Annotated in this window: 14 protein-coding genes; all 14 read left to right on the top strand. The window is 71.3% G+C overall.

Features of this window, described 5'->3' with window-relative positions; all coding sequences use genetic code 11:
* Positions 1-2 precede the first annotated feature (2 nt).
* Positions 3-1,949 (top strand): peptidoglycan D,D-transpeptidase FtsI family protein, encoded by a 1,947-nt coding sequence (locus ACFOSY_RS20325; protein WP_394308853.1) that lies wholly within the window; start codon positions 3-5, stop codon positions 1,947-1,949.
* Positions 1,950-2,132: 183 nt separating this feature from the next.
* Entirely contained in the window at positions 2,133-3,653 is a 1,521-nt protein-coding gene (locus ACFOSY_RS20330) for a UDP-N-acetylmuramoyl-L-alanyl-D-glutamate--2,6-diaminopimelate ligase (RefSeq protein ID WP_394308855.1), read from the top strand.
* 4 nt (positions 3,654-3,657) lie between these two features.
* Positions 3,658-5,073 (top strand): UDP-N-acetylmuramoyl-tripeptide--D-alanyl-D-alanine ligase, encoded by a 1,416-nt coding sequence (locus ACFOSY_RS20335; protein ID WP_394308857.1) that lies wholly within the window; start codon positions 3,658-3,660, stop codon positions 5,071-5,073.
* Positions 5,073-6,143: a phospho-N-acetylmuramoyl-pentapeptide-transferase gene (mraY, locus tag ACFOSY_RS20340; protein WP_394308987.1), complete on the top strand. Its 1,071-nt coding sequence runs from the start codon at positions 5,073-5,075 to the stop codon at positions 6,141-6,143. Before ACFOSY_RS20335 ends, mraY begins: the two co-directional genes overlap by 1 nt.
* A complete protein-coding gene (gene murD / locus ACFOSY_RS20345; RefSeq protein WP_394308859.1) occupies positions 6,125-7,543 on the top strand; it encodes a UDP-N-acetylmuramoyl-L-alanine--D-glutamate ligase in 1,419 nt (472 codons plus the stop codon). Before mraY ends, murD begins: the two co-directional genes overlap by 19 nt.
* Positions 7,544-7,629: 86 nt before the next feature.
* Entirely contained in the window at positions 7,630-8,982 is a 1,353-nt protein-coding gene (ftsW, locus tag ACFOSY_RS20350; protein WP_394308861.1) for a putative lipid II flippase FtsW, read from the top strand.
* 6 nt (positions 8,983-8,988) lie between these two features.
* Complete coding sequence (murG, locus tag ACFOSY_RS20355; protein ID WP_394308863.1) at positions 8,989-10,083, top strand: undecaprenyldiphospho-muramoylpentapeptide beta-N-acetylglucosaminyltransferase; 1,095 nt, start codon at positions 8,989-8,991, stop codon at positions 10,081-10,083.
* Positions 10,084-10,108: 25 nt separating this feature from the next.
* A complete protein-coding gene (locus ACFOSY_RS20360) occupies positions 10,109-10,903 on the top strand; it encodes a cell division protein FtsQ/DivIB (protein WP_394308864.1) in 795 nt (264 codons plus the stop codon).
* A 289-nt stretch (positions 10,904-11,192) separates the two neighbouring features.
* Positions 11,193-12,389: a cell division protein FtsZ gene (ftsZ, locus tag ACFOSY_RS20365; protein ID WP_394308866.1), complete on the top strand. Its 1,197-nt coding sequence runs from the start codon at positions 11,193-11,195 to the stop codon at positions 12,387-12,389.
* Positions 12,386-13,123 carry a peptidoglycan editing factor PgeF gene (gene pgeF, locus ACFOSY_RS20370; protein WP_394308868.1) on the top strand — a complete coding sequence of 246 codons (738 nt, stop codon included), beginning with the start codon at positions 12,386-12,388 and terminating at the stop codon, positions 13,121-13,123. Before ftsZ ends, pgeF begins: the two co-directional genes overlap by 4 nt.
* The gene (locus ACFOSY_RS20375; protein WP_006131295.1) at positions 13,120-13,839 is read left to right on the top strand and encodes a YggS family pyridoxal phosphate-dependent enzyme; all 720 of its coding nucleotides are present in this window, start codon (positions 13,120-13,122) and stop codon (positions 13,837-13,839) included. Before pgeF ends, ACFOSY_RS20375 begins: the two co-directional genes overlap by 4 nt.
* Before the next feature lie 128 nt (positions 13,840-13,967).
* Positions 13,968-14,609, top strand: coding sequence for a cell division protein SepF (locus ACFOSY_RS20380; protein ID WP_033273164.1), 642 nt, complete (start codon positions 13,968-13,970; stop codon positions 14,607-14,609).
* A gap of 49 nt (positions 14,610-14,658) precedes the next feature.
* Positions 14,659-14,949, top strand: a complete 291-nt coding sequence (locus ACFOSY_RS20385) for a YggT family protein (RefSeq protein WP_004932337.1) — start codon at positions 14,659-14,661, stop codon at positions 14,947-14,949.
* Between the two features lie 52 nt (positions 14,950-15,001).
* Positions 15,002-16,147, top strand: coding sequence for a DivIVA domain-containing protein (locus tag ACFOSY_RS20390; protein WP_006131297.1), 1,146 nt, complete (start codon positions 15,002-15,004; stop codon positions 16,145-16,147).
* Positions 16,148-16,409 lie beyond the last annotated feature (262 nt).

A 16,409-nucleotide genomic window follows, 5' to 3' on the forward strand; every position in this document is an offset into this window, starting at 1 on the left:
AAGTGTCCGACAGGCAACCGCCCCGCCGCCGGGTGCCCGGACCCGCCCGGCCCGTTCCCGGCCGCACCGGCCCCGGCGCCCGCCCCGCCCGCCGGCCCGGCGGACCGCGCCCCGGGGCCCCGAAGACCATCCGGCTGGGCAGCCCGCGCCCCCGGCTGCGCCTGGTCGGCGTGGGCCTGACCCTCGTCATGCTCGCCTTCGTCGTCCGCCTGGTGCAGGTCCAGGCCGTCGACGCGAGCACCTACGCGGGCAAGGCCGAGCGCAACCGTTACGTGGGCCAGGTGCTGGCCGCCGAACGCGGCGAGATCACCGACCGCAACGGCGTGGCCCTCGCCACCAGCGAGGACGCCTACGACATCACCGCCGACCCCACGATGTTCGCCCCGGACGAGCTGAAGATCGACGACGGGCCCGAGCAGGCCGCGGCGCTGCTCGCCCCGATCCTCGGCGCGGACCAGGAGGACCTGGTCCGCAAGCTGCGGCCGGACAACCCGGCGCTGCGCTACGTGAAGCTGGCCGGCCGGCAGACCCCGCAGGTGTGGACGCAGATCAAGGACCTCAAGGCCGCCCTGGCCACCAAGGCCGAGACCGACAGGTCCACCGTGAACGTGCTGGCGGGCGTCTTCTCCGTGCCCACCAGCAAGCGCGTGTACCCGAACAACGAGCTCGCCGCCGGGATACTGGGCTGGGTCAACGCCGAGGGCAAGGGCAGCGGCGGCGTAGAGCTCCAGCTGGACGAGCGCCTCGCCGGCGAGGAGGGCAAGATCCGCTACGCCCAGTCCGGCGGGCGTCTGGTGCCCACCGCGGGTTCCACGGAGACCCCGGCCGTGCCCGGCGACGACATCGAGCTCACCATCGACCGCGACATCCAGTGGGCGGCGCAGAACGCCATCAGCGAGCAGGTGGAGGAGTCCGCGGCCGACCGCGGCTACGTCATCGTGCAGGACACCCGCACCGGCGAGGTCCTGGCGATGGCCAACGCCCCCGGGTTCGACCCCAACGATCTCTCCGAGGCCGACCCCCGGACGCTCGGCAACGCGGCCGTCCAGGACGCCTTCGAGCCGGGCTCCACGGCCAAGGTGCTGTCCATGGCGGCCGTGCTGGAGGAGAACGCCGCCACCCCCGGCACCCATGTGGTGGTGCCCAACCGGCTGCACCGCGGCGACCGGCTGTTCAAGGACGACATCGACCACCCGACCTGGTACCTGACGCTCAACGGCGTCCTCGCCAAGTCCAGCAACATCGGCACCATCCTCGCCACCGGCCAGCTCGGCAAGACGCAGTCGCAGGCCAACAAGGTGCTGTACGACTACCTGCGCAGGTTCGGCCTCGGCAGCCACACCGGGCTGGACTTCCCGGGCGAGACCAAGGGCATCCTGGCCCCGCCGGACCAGTGGTCCACCTCGCAGCAGTACACGATTCCTTTCGGCCAGGGCGTCTCCGTCAACGCGATGCAGGCCGCCTCCGTCTACTCGACCATCGCCAACGGCGGCGTCCGCGTCGAGCCCACCCTCGTCCGCGGCTCCAAGGGACCCGACGGACGCTTCACGCCCGCCCCGAAGCCCGAGCGGACCCGGGTGGTGAGCGAGAAGACGGCGAAGACCCTCGCCCAGATGCTGGAGTCGGTCGTCGACGACGAGGAGGGCACCGGCACCAAGGCGCGCATTCCGGGCTACCGGGTCGCGGGCAAGACCGGTACGGCGAACCGCGTGGATCCGGCCACCGGCAAGTACCACGGCTACACCTCGTCCTTCGCCGGGTTCGCGCCCGCCGACAAGCCCAGGATCACCGTCTACTGCGTCATCCAGAACGCCACCCGGGGCAGCTACTTCGGCGGCCAGATCTGCGGACCCGTCTTCAAGCAGGTCATGGAGTTCTCCCTGAAGACCCTCCAGGTGCCGCCCACCGGCGCCGCCCCCGCCGCCCTGCCGGTCACCTTCGAGCCCTGACCGCGTACCGAGCCCCGTACCGAGCACCGAGCCACCAGGAACCACCTCGTGACAACGATCACCCCCGACCCCGGGAACCAGAGCCCCCGCGGCCCCTCGCTTGGCCCGCCGAGCGGTACGCCCGGTACGCTCACCGCCGTGCCACACGCTGATCAGTCCCAAACCACCCAGAAGGGTCAACCCGTGACATATCCGGGGCCGCCCCGTCCGGACCGGGTCTCCGCCACACCTCTCGCGGAACTCGCCGGTCAGCTGGGTGTCCCCGCACCCGCGCAGACCGCCGAGGTCACGGGCATCACCCACGACTCGCGCGCCGTCCGGCCCGGGGACCTGTACGCCGCGCTGCCCGGCGCCCGCGCCCACGGCGCCGACTTCGTCACCCAGGCCGCAGGCCTCGGCGCCGCCGCCGTGCTCACCGACCCGGCGGGCGCCGAACGCGTCGCCGCGACCGGCCTGCCCGCGCTGGTGGTGGACGACCCGCGGGCGCGGATGGGCGAACTGGCCGCCACCATCTACGGCCACCCCGGCCGCGATCTGCTCCAGATCGGCATCACCGGCACCTCCGGCAAGACCACCACCGCCTACCTCGTCGAGGGCGGACTGCGGACCGTCCGCAGCACGGGACTGATCGGCACGGTCGAGATGCGCATCGGCGACGAGCGCATCAAGTCCGAGCGCACCACGCCCGAGGCCACCGACCTCCAGGCGCTGTTCGCGGTCATGCGCGAGCGCGGCACCGAGGCCGTGGCCATGGAGGTCTCCAGCCACGCCCTGGTCCTCGGCCGGGTCGACGGCTGCGTCTTCGACATCGCCGTCTTCACCAACCTCAGCCCGGAGCACATGGAGTTCCACTCCGGGATGGAGGACTACTTCCAGGCCAAGGCGCAGCTGTTCACGCCCGCCCGCAGCCGGCTCGGCGTGGTCAACGTGGACGACGAGTACGGCCGCCGCCTGGTCAAGGAGGCCGGCGTCCCGGTCGTCACCTACTCCGCCGAGGGGCACCCGGACGCCGACTGGCGCGCCGAGGACGTCCATGTCGGCCCGCTGGACTCGACGTTCACCGTGGTCGGGCCCAAGGACGAGCGGATCACCGCCCGCGCCCCGCTGCCCGGCCCGTTCAACGTGGCCAACTCCCTGGCCGCGATCGTCGCGCTGGCCGCCGCCGGACTCGACCCGCAGGCCGCCGCCGACGGCGTCGCCGCCGTGCCGGGCGTGCCCGGCCGCCTGGAGCGCGTCGACGCCGGCCAGCCGTACCTGGCGGTCGTGGACTACGCCCACAAGACGGACGCCGTGGAGTCGGTGCTGCGCGCCCTGCGCAAGGTGACCGAGGGCCGGGTGCACGTCGTGCTCGGCTGCGGCGGCGACCGTGACGTCACCAAGCGGGAGCCGATGGGCGCGGCCGCCGCCCGGCTCGCCGACACCGCCGTACTGACCTCCGACAACCCCCGCTCCGAGGACCCGCTGGCGATCCTCGCCACGATGCTCCAGGGCGCGGCCTCGGTGCCCGCCCACGAGCGCGGCGAGGTCCAGGTCTTCGAGGACCGGGCCGCCGCGATCGCCGCCGCCGTCGCCCGGGCCGAGCCCGGCGACACCGTGCTGGTCGCCGGCAAGGGTCACGAGCTGGGACAGGACATCGCCGGGGTGGTGCGTCCGTTCGACGACCGCCAGGTGCTTCGCGAAGCCATCAAGAAGACCCAGGGATGAACTTGTGATCGCCCTCTCCCTCGCCGAGATCGCAGAAGTCGTCGGCGGGCAGACGCACGACATACCGGATTCCTCCGTCCTGGTCACCGGCGAGGTGGTCCGGGACTCGCGGGAGGCGGGTCCGGGCAGCCTCTTCGTCGCCTTCGTCGGCGAGCGCGTGGACGGCCACGACTTCGCGGCCCAGGTCGTCGAGGCGGGCGCGGTCGCCGTGCTCGCCTCCCGGCCGGTCGGGGTGCCCGCGATCGTCGTGGAGGACGTCCAGGCCGCGCTCGGGGCCCTCGCCCGGCACGTCGTCGCCCGGCTCGGCGCCACCCTCGTCGCCCTCACCGGGTCGGCCGGCAAGACCAGCACCAAGGACCTCGTCGCCCAGGTGCTGCGCAGCAAGGCCCCCACCGTGTTCACGCCCGGCTCCCTCAACAACGAGATCGGGCTGCCGCTGACCGCGCTCACCGCCACCGAGGAGACGAAGTTCCTCGTGCTGGAGATGGGAGCGCGCGGAATCGGCCATATCCGCTACCTCACCGGTCTGACCCCGCCGAGGATCGGCCTCGTGCTGAACGTCGGCTCCGCGCACATCGGCGAGTTCGGCGGCCGCGAGCAGATCGCCCAGGCCAAGGGCGAGCTCGTCGAGTCGCTGCCGCCGGCCGAGGAGGGGGGCGTCGCGATCCTCAACGCGGACGACCCCTACGTCCGCGCCATGGCCTCCCGTACGAAGGCGAAGGTGATCCTTTTCGGAGAGTCCGGCGAAGCGGACGTCTCCGCCGAGAACGTGCGACTCACGGACAGCGGACAGCCTTCCTTCAGGCTTCACACACCCTCCGGTGCAAGCGATGTGACCATGCGCCTGTACGGTGAGCATCACGTGTCGAACGCGCTCGCCGCGGCCGCCGTCGCCCACGAGTTGGGCATGTCCGCAGACGAGATCGCCCGCGCGCTCTCCGAGGCGGGCTCCCTCTCCCGCTGGCGCATGGAGGTCACCGAGCGACCGGACGGCGTGACGGTCGTCAACGACGCCTACAACGCGAACCCCGAGTCCATGAAGGCCGCGCTGCGTGCGCTGGCGGCCATGGGCAACGGGCGCCGTACGTGGGCGGTGCTCGGCAAGATGGCCGAGCTCGGGGACGAGGCGCTCGCCGAGCACGACGCGGTCGGACGGCTCGCCGTCCGGCTCAACGTCAGCAAGCTCGTCGCGGTCGGGGGCAGGGAAGCCGCCTGGCTGCAACTGGGCGCATATAACGAGGGTTCGTGGGGTGAGGAGTCGGTGCACGTGTCCGACGCACAGGCGGCGGTCGACCTGTTGCGCAGCGAATTGCGCCCGGGGGATGTCGTACTCGTGAAGGCGTCCCGTTCGGTCGGGCTCGAGAGCGTGGCGCAGGCGCTGCTCGAGACCGGTGCCGAGGGTGAGGTCGCCGCCCGATGATGAATCAGGTCCTGTTCGCAGGAGTCATTGGCCTCTTCCTGACGCTGATCGGCACCCCGCTGCTGATCAAGCTGCTCGCCCGCAAGGGATACGGGCAGTACATCCGCGACGACGGCCCGCGCGAGCACGCCAGCAAGCACGGTACGCCGACCATGGGCGGCATCGCCTTCATCCTGTCGACGGTCGCCGCCTACTTCCTCTCCAAGGTGATCAGCGGCGAGTCGCCCCGGTACTCCGGCGTGCTGGTGCTGGGCCTGATGGTCGGCATGGGCCTGGTCGGCTTCCTCGACGACTACATCAAGATCGTCAAGCGGCGTTCGCTGGGTCTGCGGGCCAAGGCGAAGATGGCCGGCCAGCTGATCGTCGGCGTCGCCTTCGCGGTGCTGTCCCTCCAGTTCGCGGACTCCCGCGGGCAGACCCCCGCCTCCACCAAGCTGTCGTTCATCACGGACTTCGGCTGGACCATCGGCCCGGTGCTGTTCGTGATCTGGGCGCTGTTCATGATCCTCGCGATGTCGAACGGCGTGAACCTCACCGACGGCCTGGACGGTCTGGCCACCGGCGCCTCCGTGCTGGTCTTCGGCGCCTACACCTTCATCGGCGTCTGGCAGTTCCAGGAGTCCTGCGCCAACGGCGAGACGCTGACCAACCCGGGCGCCTGCTACGAGGTGCGCGACCCGCTGGACCTCGCCGTCGTGGCCTCCGCGCTGATGGGCTCCTGCCTGGGCTTCCTGTGGTGGAACACCTCCCCGGCCAAGATCTTCATGGGCGACACCGGTTCGCTGGCGCTCGGCGGCGTGCTCGCGGGCCTCGCGATCTGCTCCCGCACCGAGCTGCTGCTCGCCATCCTCGGCGGCCTGTTCGTCCTCATCACGATGTCGGTGGTCATCCAGGTCGGCTCGTTCCGGCTCACCGGAAAGCGGGTCTTCCGGATGGCGCCGCTCCAGCACCACTTCGAACTCAAAGGCTGGTCCGAAGTCCTTGTGGTGGTCCGCTTCTGGATCATCCAGGGCATCTGTGTGATCGTCGGACTCGGCCTCTTCTACGCGGGATGGGCAGCGGACAAGTGACCGACTGGCAGGGCAAGCACGTCACCGTCGCGGGACTCGGCGTCTCCGGCGTCCCGGCGGCCAAGGCGCTTCACGGACTCGGCGCGAAGGTCACCGTCGTCAACGACGGCGACGACGCCCGCGCCCGCGAGCAGGCCACCGAGTTGGAGGCACTCGGCATCACCGTGCGCCTCGGTGACGGCGACACCCTGCCCGACGGCACCGAGCTGATCGTCACCGCGCCCGGCTGGAAGCCGGACAAGCCGCTGTTCGCGGCGGCGGACGCGGCCGGGGTGCCGGTGTGGGGCGACGTCGAACTCGCCTGGCGGCTCAGGAAGCCCGGGGCGGCGGACTGGCTCGCGGTCACCGGCACCAACGGCAAGACCACCACCGTGCAGATGCTCGCCTCCATCCTTCGGGCGGCCGGGCTGCGCACCGCCGCCGTCGGCAACATCGGCGTCTCCCTCCTCGACGCGGTCCTCGGCGACGAGGAGTACGACGTGCTCGCCGTGGAGCTGTCCAGCTACCAGCTCCACTGGGCGCCCTCGCTGCGCGCCCACTCCGCCGCCGTCCTCAACCTGGCGCCCGACCACCTCGACTGGCACGGCTCCATGGAGGCGTACGCGAAGGACAAGGGCCGCATCTACGAGGGCAACCGCGTGGCCTGCGTCTACAACACCGCCGACAAGGCCACCGAGGACCTGGTCCGCGAGGCCGACGTGGAGGAGGGCTGCCGGGCCGTCGGCTTCACCCTCGGCACCCCCGGTCCCTCCCAACTCGGCGTCGTCGAGGGCCTCCTGGTCGACCGCGCCTTCGTGGAGAACCGGCAGAAGAACGCCCAGGAGCTCGCCGAGGTCGCCGACGTGAAGCCGGCCGCCCCGCACAACATCGCCAACGCCCTTGCCGCGGCGGCCCTCGCGCGCGCCTACGGGGTGCCCGCGGGCGCCGTACGGGAGGGGCTGCGGAACTTCACCCCGGACGCCCACCGCATCGCGCACGTGGCCGACGTGGACGGCGTGGCCTACGTGGACGACTCCAAGGCCACCAACACGCATGCCGCGCAGGCCTCGTTGGCGGCGTACGACTCCGTGGTGTGGATCGCCGGCGGGCTCGCCAAGGGCGCCACCTTCGACGAACTCGTCGCCGAGGCGGCGAAGCGGCTGCGCGGCGCCGTGCTGATCGGCCGGGACCGCGCCCTGATCCGCGAAGCCCTCGCGCGACACGCCCCCGAAGTCCCCGTGGTCGACCTCGGGCGGACCGACACTGGGGCGATGCTCCAGGCCGTCCAGGAGGCGCGGCGGCTGGCCCGCCCCGGTGACACGGTGCTGCTGGCCCCGGCCTGCGCCTCGATGGACATGTTCGCCAACTACAACAAGCGCGGTGACGCGTTCGCCCAGGCGGTGCGCGAGCTCGGCGCCTGACCCCGGCCGCCCCGGCGCCGGGCGACCCTGGGAGGGACGCGTGGGACCGTCCGAGACCTGTTGGCCGGCGTACCGCGGAGGTCGTGATGTCCAGTAGCCGTACCGGCAGGCCGCCCGTCCAGCGGGCCGCCCGGCGCCCCGTCGTGCCCCGCCCCCCGCGCGAGAACCCCCTGCGCACCCTGGTGATCCGGGCGCGCAGGGCCTGGGACCGGCCGCTGACCGCGTACTACGTCGTCCTCGGCGGCAGCGCGCTGATCACCGTGCTGGGTCTGGTGATGGTCTACTCGGCCTCCCAGATCACGGCACTCCAGATGTCGCTGCCGGGTTCGTACTTCTTCCGCAAGCAGCTGCTGGCCGCAGTGATCGGCGCCGTGCTGCTGCTGGTGGCGTCCCGGATGCCGGTGAAGCTGCACCGGGCGCTCGCCTACCCCATCCTCGCGGGGGCCGTCTTCCTGATGGCCCTGGTGCAGGTGCCGGGGATAGGAGTCGCGGTCAACGGCAACCAGAACTGGCTCGCGCTGGGCGGCAGTTTCCAGCTCCAGCCCAGCGAGTTCGGCAAGCTGGCGCTGGTGCTGTGGGGCGCCGACCTGCTCGCCCGCAAACAGGACAAGCGGCTGCTGACCCAGTGGAAGCACATGCTGGTGCCGCTGGTGCCGGCCGCGTTCATGCTGCTCGGGCTGATCATGCTCGGCGGCGACATGGGCACCGCCATCATCCTCACCGCGATCCTCTTCGGCCTGCTGTGGCTGGCGGGCGCCCCGACCCGGCTGTTCGCCGGGGTGCTGGCGGTCGCCGCGCTGCTCGGCGCGATCCTCATCCGCACCAGCGAGAACCGCATGGCCCGGCTCGCCTGCCTCGGCGCCACCGAGCCGCAGACCGGCCCGGTCGACTGCTGGCAGGCCGTGCACGGCATCTACGCCCTGGCCTCCGGCGGGATCTTCGGCTCCGGCCTCGGCGCGAGTCTGGAGAAATGGGGTGAACTGCCCGAAGCGCACACGGACTTCATCTTCGCCGTCACCGGTGAGGAACTGGGCCTGGCGGGGACGCTGTCGGTGCTCGCCCTGTTCGCCGCTCTAGGCTATGCGGGTATCCGCGTGGCCGGACGCACGGAGGACCCCTTCGTCAGGTATGCCGCGGGAGGCGTGACCACCTGGATCACGGCGCAGGCCGTGATCAACATCGGTGCGGTGCTCGGTCTGCTGCCGATCGCCGGAGTCCCGCTCCCGCTGTTCTCCTACGGCGGGTCCGCCCTGCTGCCGACCATGTTCGCCATCGGGCTGCTGATCGCCTTCGCGCGTGAGGACCCCGCTGCGCGGATGGCGCTCGCCATGCGGCAACCCCGCTTTGGTAGAAAGCGGATCAGGGGTTCTCAGCGGCCCCGGAGATGGAACACGATGCGACGGCGTGCCCCGGGGGCGCGTTCGTCCGGAGAGCGGTGAATTTCGGTGCATGTCGTACTCGCCGGCGGAGGAACCGCGGGCCACATCGAGCCCGCGCTCGCCCTCGCGGACGCGCTGCGCAGGCAGGATCCGTCCGTGGGCATCACGGCCCTGGGCACGGAGCGCGGCCTGGAGACCCGTCTCGTACCCGAGCGCGGGTACGAACTCGCGCTGATCCCCGCCGTCCCGCTGCCACGCAAGCCCACCCCCGAGCTGATCACCGTCCCGGGCCGGCTGCGCGGGACCATCAAGGCGGCCGAACAGATCCTGGAGCGCACCCGGGCCGACGCCGTGGTCGGCTTCGGCGGCTATGTCGCCCTGCCCGGCTATCTCGCGGCCAAGCGCCTCGGCGTGCCGATCGTCATCCACGAGGCCAACGCCCGCCCCGGCCTGGCCAACAAGATCGGCTCCCGGTACGCCGCCCAGGTCGCCGTCGCCACCCCGGACAGCAAGCTGCGGGGCGCGCGCTACATCGGCATCCCGCTGCGGCACACCATCGCCACCCTCGACCGGGCCGCCATGCGCCCGCAGGCGCGGGCCGCGTTCGGTCTCGACCCCAACCTGCCGACGCTGCTGGTCTCCGGCGGCTCGCAGGGCGCCCGCCGGCTCAACGAGGTCGTCCAGCAGGTCGCCCCGTGGCTCCAGCAGGCCGGCATCCAGATCCTGCACGCGGTCGGCCCGAAGAACGAACTGCCGCAGGTGCAGCAGATGCCGGGCATGCCCCCCTACATCCCGGTAAGTTACCTGGACCGGATGGACCTCGCGTACGCGGCGGCGGACATGATGCTCTGCCGCGCGGGCGCGATGACCGTCGCCGAACTCTCCGCCGTCGGACTCCCGGCCGCCTACGTCCCGCTGCCCATCGGCAACGGCGAACAGCGGCTCAACGCCCAGCCGGTGGTGAAGGCCGGCGGCGGCCTGCTGGTCGACGACGCGGACCTCACCCCGGAGTGGGTGCAGCAGAACGTCCTGCCCGTGCTCGCCGACCCGCACCGGCTGTACGAGATGTCCCGCGCCGCAAGCGAGTTCGGCCGCCGGGACGCCGACGACCTGCTCGTCGGCATGGTGTACGAGGCGGTCGCCGCCCGTGCCCACAGGTAGAGGCATGTGACGGAGGGCAGGGAGCGTGGCCGGATCGACGACCGCCGAGCGCGGTGAACGCAAGCGGGAGTCGTCCGGCCCGCCGCCCGTACGAGCCGTACGGCGACGGCGTCTTCGTCTGATCATCGCATCGGCGGTGGTCCTCCTGTTCCTCGGCAGCGGCACCTTCTGGCTGCTGTACGGCTCCGATCTGGTCCGCGTGGAGCGCGTCTCGGTCACCGGGACCGACGTCCTGACGCCGGACCAGGTCCGCGAGGCGGCCGACGTGCCGCTCGGGGAACAGCTCGTCTCGGTCGACACCGGGGCCATCGAGAGGCGGGCCGCCGAGGCGCTGCCCCGTATCGACACCGTCGAGGTGGTCCGTTCCTGGCCCGACGAGATCGCGCTCCGGGTCACCGAACGCACGGCCGTCCTCCTCGTCCACAAGGGCGGGAAATTCGTCGAAGTGGACGACGAGGGCGTCCGGTTCGCCACCGTCGAGAAGGCGCCCAAGGGAGTGCCCGCCCTGACGATGGACCTCTCCCGTTCCGGGTCCGCGGCGGCCAGCCTCCGGCGTTTCGGCGAGGACCGTCTGGTGCGTGAGGCGGTGCGCGTGGCCGGCGCCGTCCCCGCTTCCCTCGCCCCGGAAACCCGCACCGTCAAGGTCCGTTCCTACGACGACATCTCGCTGGAACTCACGGACGGCCGTACCGTCGACTGGGGAAGCGGCGAGAGAGGGGCGCGGAAGGCGCGCGCCCTCACCGCGCTGGTGAAAGCGGAGCCGGACGCGCGCCACTTCGACGTCAGCGTTCCCAGCGCCCCGGCGTCATCAGGGAGTTGACGCACATCAGCGCAGGCCAGCACCCTGGTTGGGCAGCGACACGGCTGATCACATAGGGTGAAAAGAAAAACGGGAGGTTCGGCGTGTTCGTTGAACGTGCGCCACGTGTCGACTTAGTGTCCTGTTCAGAAGACTCCAGGGAACAGACACACTGGTAACCCTAAACTTCAACGTTAGGGTTCGGGTCGGCGCTACGGACCGTCCCATTCGGCATCAGTCGTCGGATCGCGGGGGCAGCAGTTGCTCCGGCGTCCCGGCGACACGTAACTCGAGGCGAGAGGCCTTCGACGTGGCAGCACCGCAGAACTACCTCGCAGTCATCAAAGTCATCGGTGTCGGCGGCGGTGGTGTCAATGCCATCAACCGGATGATCGAGGTCGGTCTCAAGGGCGTCGAGTTCATCGCCATCAACACCGACGCGCAGGCGCTGTTGATGAGCGACGCCGACGTCAAGCTCGACGTCGGCCGTGAACTCACCCGCGGACTCGGCGCCGGAGCGAACCCGGCCGTCGGCCGCAAGGCCGCAGAGGACCACCGCGAGGAGATCGAGGAGGTCCTCAAGGGGGCCGACATGGTCTTCGTGACGGCCGGTGAAGGCGGCGGCACCGGCACCGGCGGCGCGCCCGTCGTGGCCAACATCGCCCGCTCCCTCGGCGCCCTCACCATCGGTGTGGTGACGCGCCCGTTCACCTTCGAGGGACGGCGCCGCGCGAACCAGGCCGAGGACGGCATCGCGGAGCTCCGCGAAGAGGTCGACACCCTCATCGTGATCCCCAACGACCGGCTGCTGTCCATCTCGGACCGCCAGGTATCGGTTCTCGACGCCTTCAAGTCGGCGGACCAGGTCCTTCTCTCCGGTGTCCAGGGCATCACCGACCTCATCACCACCCCCGGCCTCATCAACCTCGACTTCGCCGACGTCAAGTCCGTCATGTCCGAGGCCGGTTCGGCCCTCATGGGCATCGGCTCGGCCCGCGGCGACGACCGCGCGGTGGCCGCCGCCGAGATGGCCATCTCCTCCCCGCTGCTGGAGGCCTCCATCGACGGCGCCCGCGGCGTGCTGCTCTCCATCTCCGGCGGCTCCGACCTCGGCCTGTTCGAGATCAACGAGGCCGCCCAGCTGGTCAGCGAGGCCGCGCACCCGGAGGCCAACATCATCTTCGGCGCGGTGATCGACGACGCCCTCGGCGACGAGGTCCGGGTCACCGTCATCGCCGCCGGCTTCGACGGCGGCCAGCCGCCCGCCAAGCGGGACAACGTCCTCGGCTCCTCCTCGGTCAAGCGCGAGGAGCCCGCCCCGGCCGGCCGCACGGAGAGCCGCCCGTCCTTCGGCTCGCTCGGCAGCGTCACGCCGAAGGAGGACCCGGAGCCGGCCCCGGCCCCCGAGCCCGTGGCCGACATCCCGGCCGTCCAGCCGCCCGTCCCGCCGTCCCGGAGCTACGACAGCGCGGCCGAGGAACTGGACGTCCCGGACTTCCTGAAGTGATAGGACGGCGCGAGAGCGTGAGCGGCGCGCACTTCGGCTTCACCGACCGGTGGGGCGGGGTGAGCGCCGCTCCGTATGAGGAGCTCAACCTGGGGGGCGCGGTCGGGGACGACCCGGAAGCCGTGCGTACCAACCGGGAACTGGCCGCCAAGGCGCTCGGCGTGGACCCGGCCCGCGTGGTCTGGATGAACCAGGTGCACGGGGCCGACGCGGTCGTCGTCGACGAGCCGTGGGGCGACCGTCCGGTGCCCGAGGTGGACGCGGTCGTCACCGCGCGGCGCGGACTCGCCCTCGCCGTGCTCACCGCCGACTGCGTGCCGGTGCTGCTGGCCGACCCCGTCGCGGGCGTCGTGGCCGCGGCGCACGCGGGCCGGCCCGGACTGGTCGCCGGGGTGGTCCCGGCCGCCGTACGCGCCATGACCGGCCTCGGCGCCGACCCGGCCCGGATCGTCGCGCGCACCGGACCCGCGGTGTGCGGACGGTGCTACGAGGTGCCGGAGGAGATGCGCGCCGACGTGGCCGCCGTCGAACCGGCGGCGTACGCCGAGACCGGCTGGGGCACCCCCGCGGTCGACGTCGTCGCGGGTGTGCACGCGCAACTCGAGCGGCTCGGCGTCCTCGGCGCCGAGCGCTCGCCCGTGTGCACACGGGAGTCGGACGATCACTTCTCGTACCGCCGCGACCGCACCACCGGGCGGCTCGCGAGTTATGTGTGGCTGGACGCGAGGACATGACGGACCGTAAGGACGAACTCGCCGCGAACCTGGCGAGAGTGGAGGAGCGGATCACCGCCGCCTGCGACGCGGCCGGTCGCGGACGCGACGAGGTGACGCTGATCGTGGTCACCAAGACCTGGCCCGCGAGCGACGTGCGCGCCCTCGCGGAGCTCGGTGTGCGGCACGTCGCCGAGAACCGCGACCAGGACGCCGCCCCGAAAGCGGCGGCCTGTGCGGATCTGCCCCTGGTGTGGCATTTCGTCGGTCAGCTTCAGACCAACAAGGTGCGTTCGGTGGTCGGTTATGCGGATGTGGTGCAGTCTGTCGACCGTGCCCGTCTTGTGTCGGCGCTCTCCAAGGAGGCCGTCCGGGCCGGACGCGAGGTCGGCTGCCTGATCCAGGTCGCGTTCGACGCCGGTGCCGACGGCCGGGGCGAGCGCGGGGGCGTGGCGCCCTCCGGCGTCGCGGAGCTGGCCGGCCTGGTGGCCGGGGCCGAAGGGCTGCGGCTGGACGGCCTGATGACCGTCGCGCCGCTCACCGGGGAGTACGCCGGCCGCCAACAGGCGGCGTTCGAGCGGTTGATGGATTTGTCGACCGACCTGCGCCGGACCCATCCGGCTGCGAACATGGTCTCGGCAGGGATGAGTGCGGACCTCGAACAGGCCGTGGCCGCCGGAGCGACACATGTGCGCGTCGGCAGTGCGGTACTCGGAGTCCGCCCCAGGCTCGGGTAACGTCGCCAAGAAGTCGGACCACAGCAGAAAATATGGTCATTTCCGCCCAACAGCGGAACAAGGACCCAGTGGATCGCGGGCACTTGGCGGTCGTCAGCGGATCCACCACAGAGCGGAGGACTCGGAGCATGGCCGGCGCGATGCGCAAGATGGCGGTCTACCTCGGCCTCGTGGAGGACGATGGGTACGACGGCCGCGGATTCGACCCAGACGACGATTTCGAACCGGAACTCGACCCCGAGCCGGAGCGGGACCACCGGCGGCACGAGCCGTCGCACCAGTCCCACGGAACACATCAGCCCCAAAGGGACGAAGAGGTACGAGTCGTCCACCCGCCCGCGCCCCGCGAACCGGTGTCCCGTTCCGCTTCGCTGCCCGCGGAATCGCCACGCCCGGCGCGGATCGCGCCCGTGGCATCCATCACACAAGAACGCGCCAGCCTGGAGAAGAACGCACCGGTGATCATGCCCAAGGTCGTGTCGGAACGAGAGCCTTACCGGATCACCACGCTTCACCCCCGGACCTACAACGAGGCCCGTACCATCGGGGAACACTTCCGTGAGGGCACCCCGGTGATCATGAACTTGACTGAGATGGATGACACAGACGCGAAGCGACTTGTCGACTTTGCGGCCGGTTTGGTGTTTGGTCTTCACGGCAGCATCGAGCGGGTGACGCAGAAGGTGTTCCTGTTGTCGCCTGCTAACGTCGATGTCACGGCGGAGGACAAGGCCCGCATCGCAGAGGGCGGGTTCTTCAACCAGAGCTGAGACGCAGGACCGGACCGAGAGCGGCACAGGGGAGAGGGAAAAGCAGGCCATGAGCGTGTTCGCGCAGGTGATCTACATCGCGCTGATGGTGTTCCTCATCGTGCTGATCTTCCGTTTGGTCATGGATTACGTGTTCCAGTTCGCCCGCTCATGGCAACCCGGCAAGGCGATGGTGGTCGTCCTGGAGGCCACCTACACTGTCACCGATCCACCGCTGAAGCTTCTGCGGCGGTTCATCCCGCCGCTGCGTCTCGGGGGCGTGGCGCTCGACCTGTCCTTCTTCGTACTGATGATCATCGTCTACATCCTCATCTCGATCGTGGGCAATCTCGCGAGGTGACTGTGGACGATACGGTCTTGCCGACTGCCGATGACTACGTTGAGGTGAAGAGATGCCGTTGACCCCCGAGGACGTGCGGAACAAGCAGTTCACGACCGTCCGCCTCCGAGAAGGCTATGACGAGGACGAGGTCGATGCCTTCCTCGACGAGGTCGAAGCCGAACTGACGCGCCTGCTGCGCGAGAACGAGGACCTGCGCGCCAAGCTGGCCGCGGCCACGCGCGCCGCGGCGCAGAACCAGCAGAACATGCGCAAGCCTCCGGAGCCGCAGGACCAGCAGCAGCAGGGTCCGCCTCCCGGCATGCCCCAGCAGGGCATGCGAGGTCCCGGCGCTCCGGTGCCCGCCGGCATATCGGGCCCGCCGCAGCAGCAGATGGGCGGCCCCATGGGTGGCCCGCCCCAGCTGCCGAGCGGTGCTCCTCAGCTGCCCGCCGGCCCCGGCGGACAGGGCGGCCCGCAGGGTCCCGGCCCCATGGGCCAGGGTCCCGGGCCGATGGGCCAGGGCGGCCCGATGCAGGGGCAGATGGGCCCTGGCGGCCCGATGGGCGGTCCCATGGGCGGTCCGGGTCTCCCCGGTCAGGGCGGCCCCGGTGGCGACAGCGCCGCGCGCGTCCTGTCGCTGGCCCAGCAGACCGCGGACCAGGCGATCGCGGAGGCCCGTTCCGAGGCCAACAAGATCGTGGGCGAGGCGCGTTCGCGTGCCGAGGGCCTCGAGCGTGACGCCCGTGCCAAGGCCGACGCCCTGGAGCGGGACGCGCAGGAGAAGCACCGCGTCGCGATGGGCTCCCTGGAGTCCGCCCGCGCCACGCTGGAGCGCAAGGTCGAGGACCTGCGCGGCTTCGAGCGCGAGTACCGCACGCGGCTGAAGTCCTACCTGGAGTCGCAGCTGCGCCAGCTGGAGACGCAGGCGGACGACTCGCTCGCCCCGCCGCGTCAGCCCGCGAGCGCCGCTCCGTCGCTGCCGCCGTCCCCGGCGCCCTCGATGGCCCCGGCCGGCGCGGGTGCCCCGTCCTACGGCGGCAACCAGACGATGGGCGGCGGCCCCGGCGGCCAGTCCGGCCCGTCGTACGGCGGTCAGCAGCAGATGCAGCCTGCGATGACCCAGCCCATGGCTCCGGTCCGTCCGCAGGGCCCGTCGCCGATGGGTCAGGCGCCCTCGCCGATGCGTGGCTTCCTGATCGACGAGGACGACAACTGACGGCCCCCGTGGCCATAGGTACGGCGTAGCAGTCGGCAGCGTTCAGGGCGGGGCCCCGGGTTCACCAACCCGGGGCCCCGCCCTTGTGCTACGCGCGTTCCCACCGGTTCCCGCCCGTTCGCTCCGTTTGTTCGGATGCGGCGGGCTTGTCCGACGCACGCAACGCCGAAGGCCCGGACCGCCGGAGATTTCTCCGGGCGGGTCCGGGCCTTCGCCGTGTGACGCCGGCTACGCCCTGCTCGGACGGCTACGCCGTGCTCGG

This window comes from Streptomyces lusitanus, assembly GCF_042647945.1.
In the GTDB taxonomy this organism is placed as follows: domain Bacteria; phylum Actinomycetota; class Actinomycetes; order Streptomycetales; family Streptomycetaceae; genus Streptomyces; species Streptomyces pseudogriseolus.

What these genes read in the sequence shown, in the direction of transcription:
- mraY (WP_394308987.1), top strand. Translation starts at nt 5,073, where the DNA reads ATGAATCAGGTCCTGTTCGCAGGAGTCATTGGCCTCTTCCTGACGCTG.
- murD (WP_394308859.1), top strand. Translation starts at nt 6,125, where the DNA reads ATGGGCAGCGGACAAGTGACCGACTGGCAGGGCAAGCACGTCACCGTC.
- ftsW (WP_394308861.1), top strand. Translation starts at nt 7,630, where the DNA reads ATGTCCAGTAGCCGTACCGGCAGGCCGCCCGTCCAGCGGGCCGCCCGG.
- ACFOSY_RS20375 (WP_006131295.1), top strand. Translation starts at nt 13,120, where the DNA reads ATGACGGACCGTAAGGACGAACTCGCCGCGAACCTGGCGAGAGTGGAG.
- ACFOSY_RS20380 (WP_033273164.1), top strand. Translation starts at nt 13,968, where the DNA reads ATGGCCGGCGCGATGCGCAAGATGGCGGTCTACCTCGGCCTCGTGGAG.
- ACFOSY_RS20385 (WP_004932337.1), top strand. Translation starts at nt 14,659, where the DNA reads ATGAGCGTGTTCGCGCAGGTGATCTACATCGCGCTGATGGTGTTCCTC.
- ACFOSY_RS20390 (WP_006131297.1), top strand. Translation starts at nt 15,002, where the DNA reads ATGCCGTTGACCCCCGAGGACGTGCGGAACAAGCAGTTCACGACCGTC.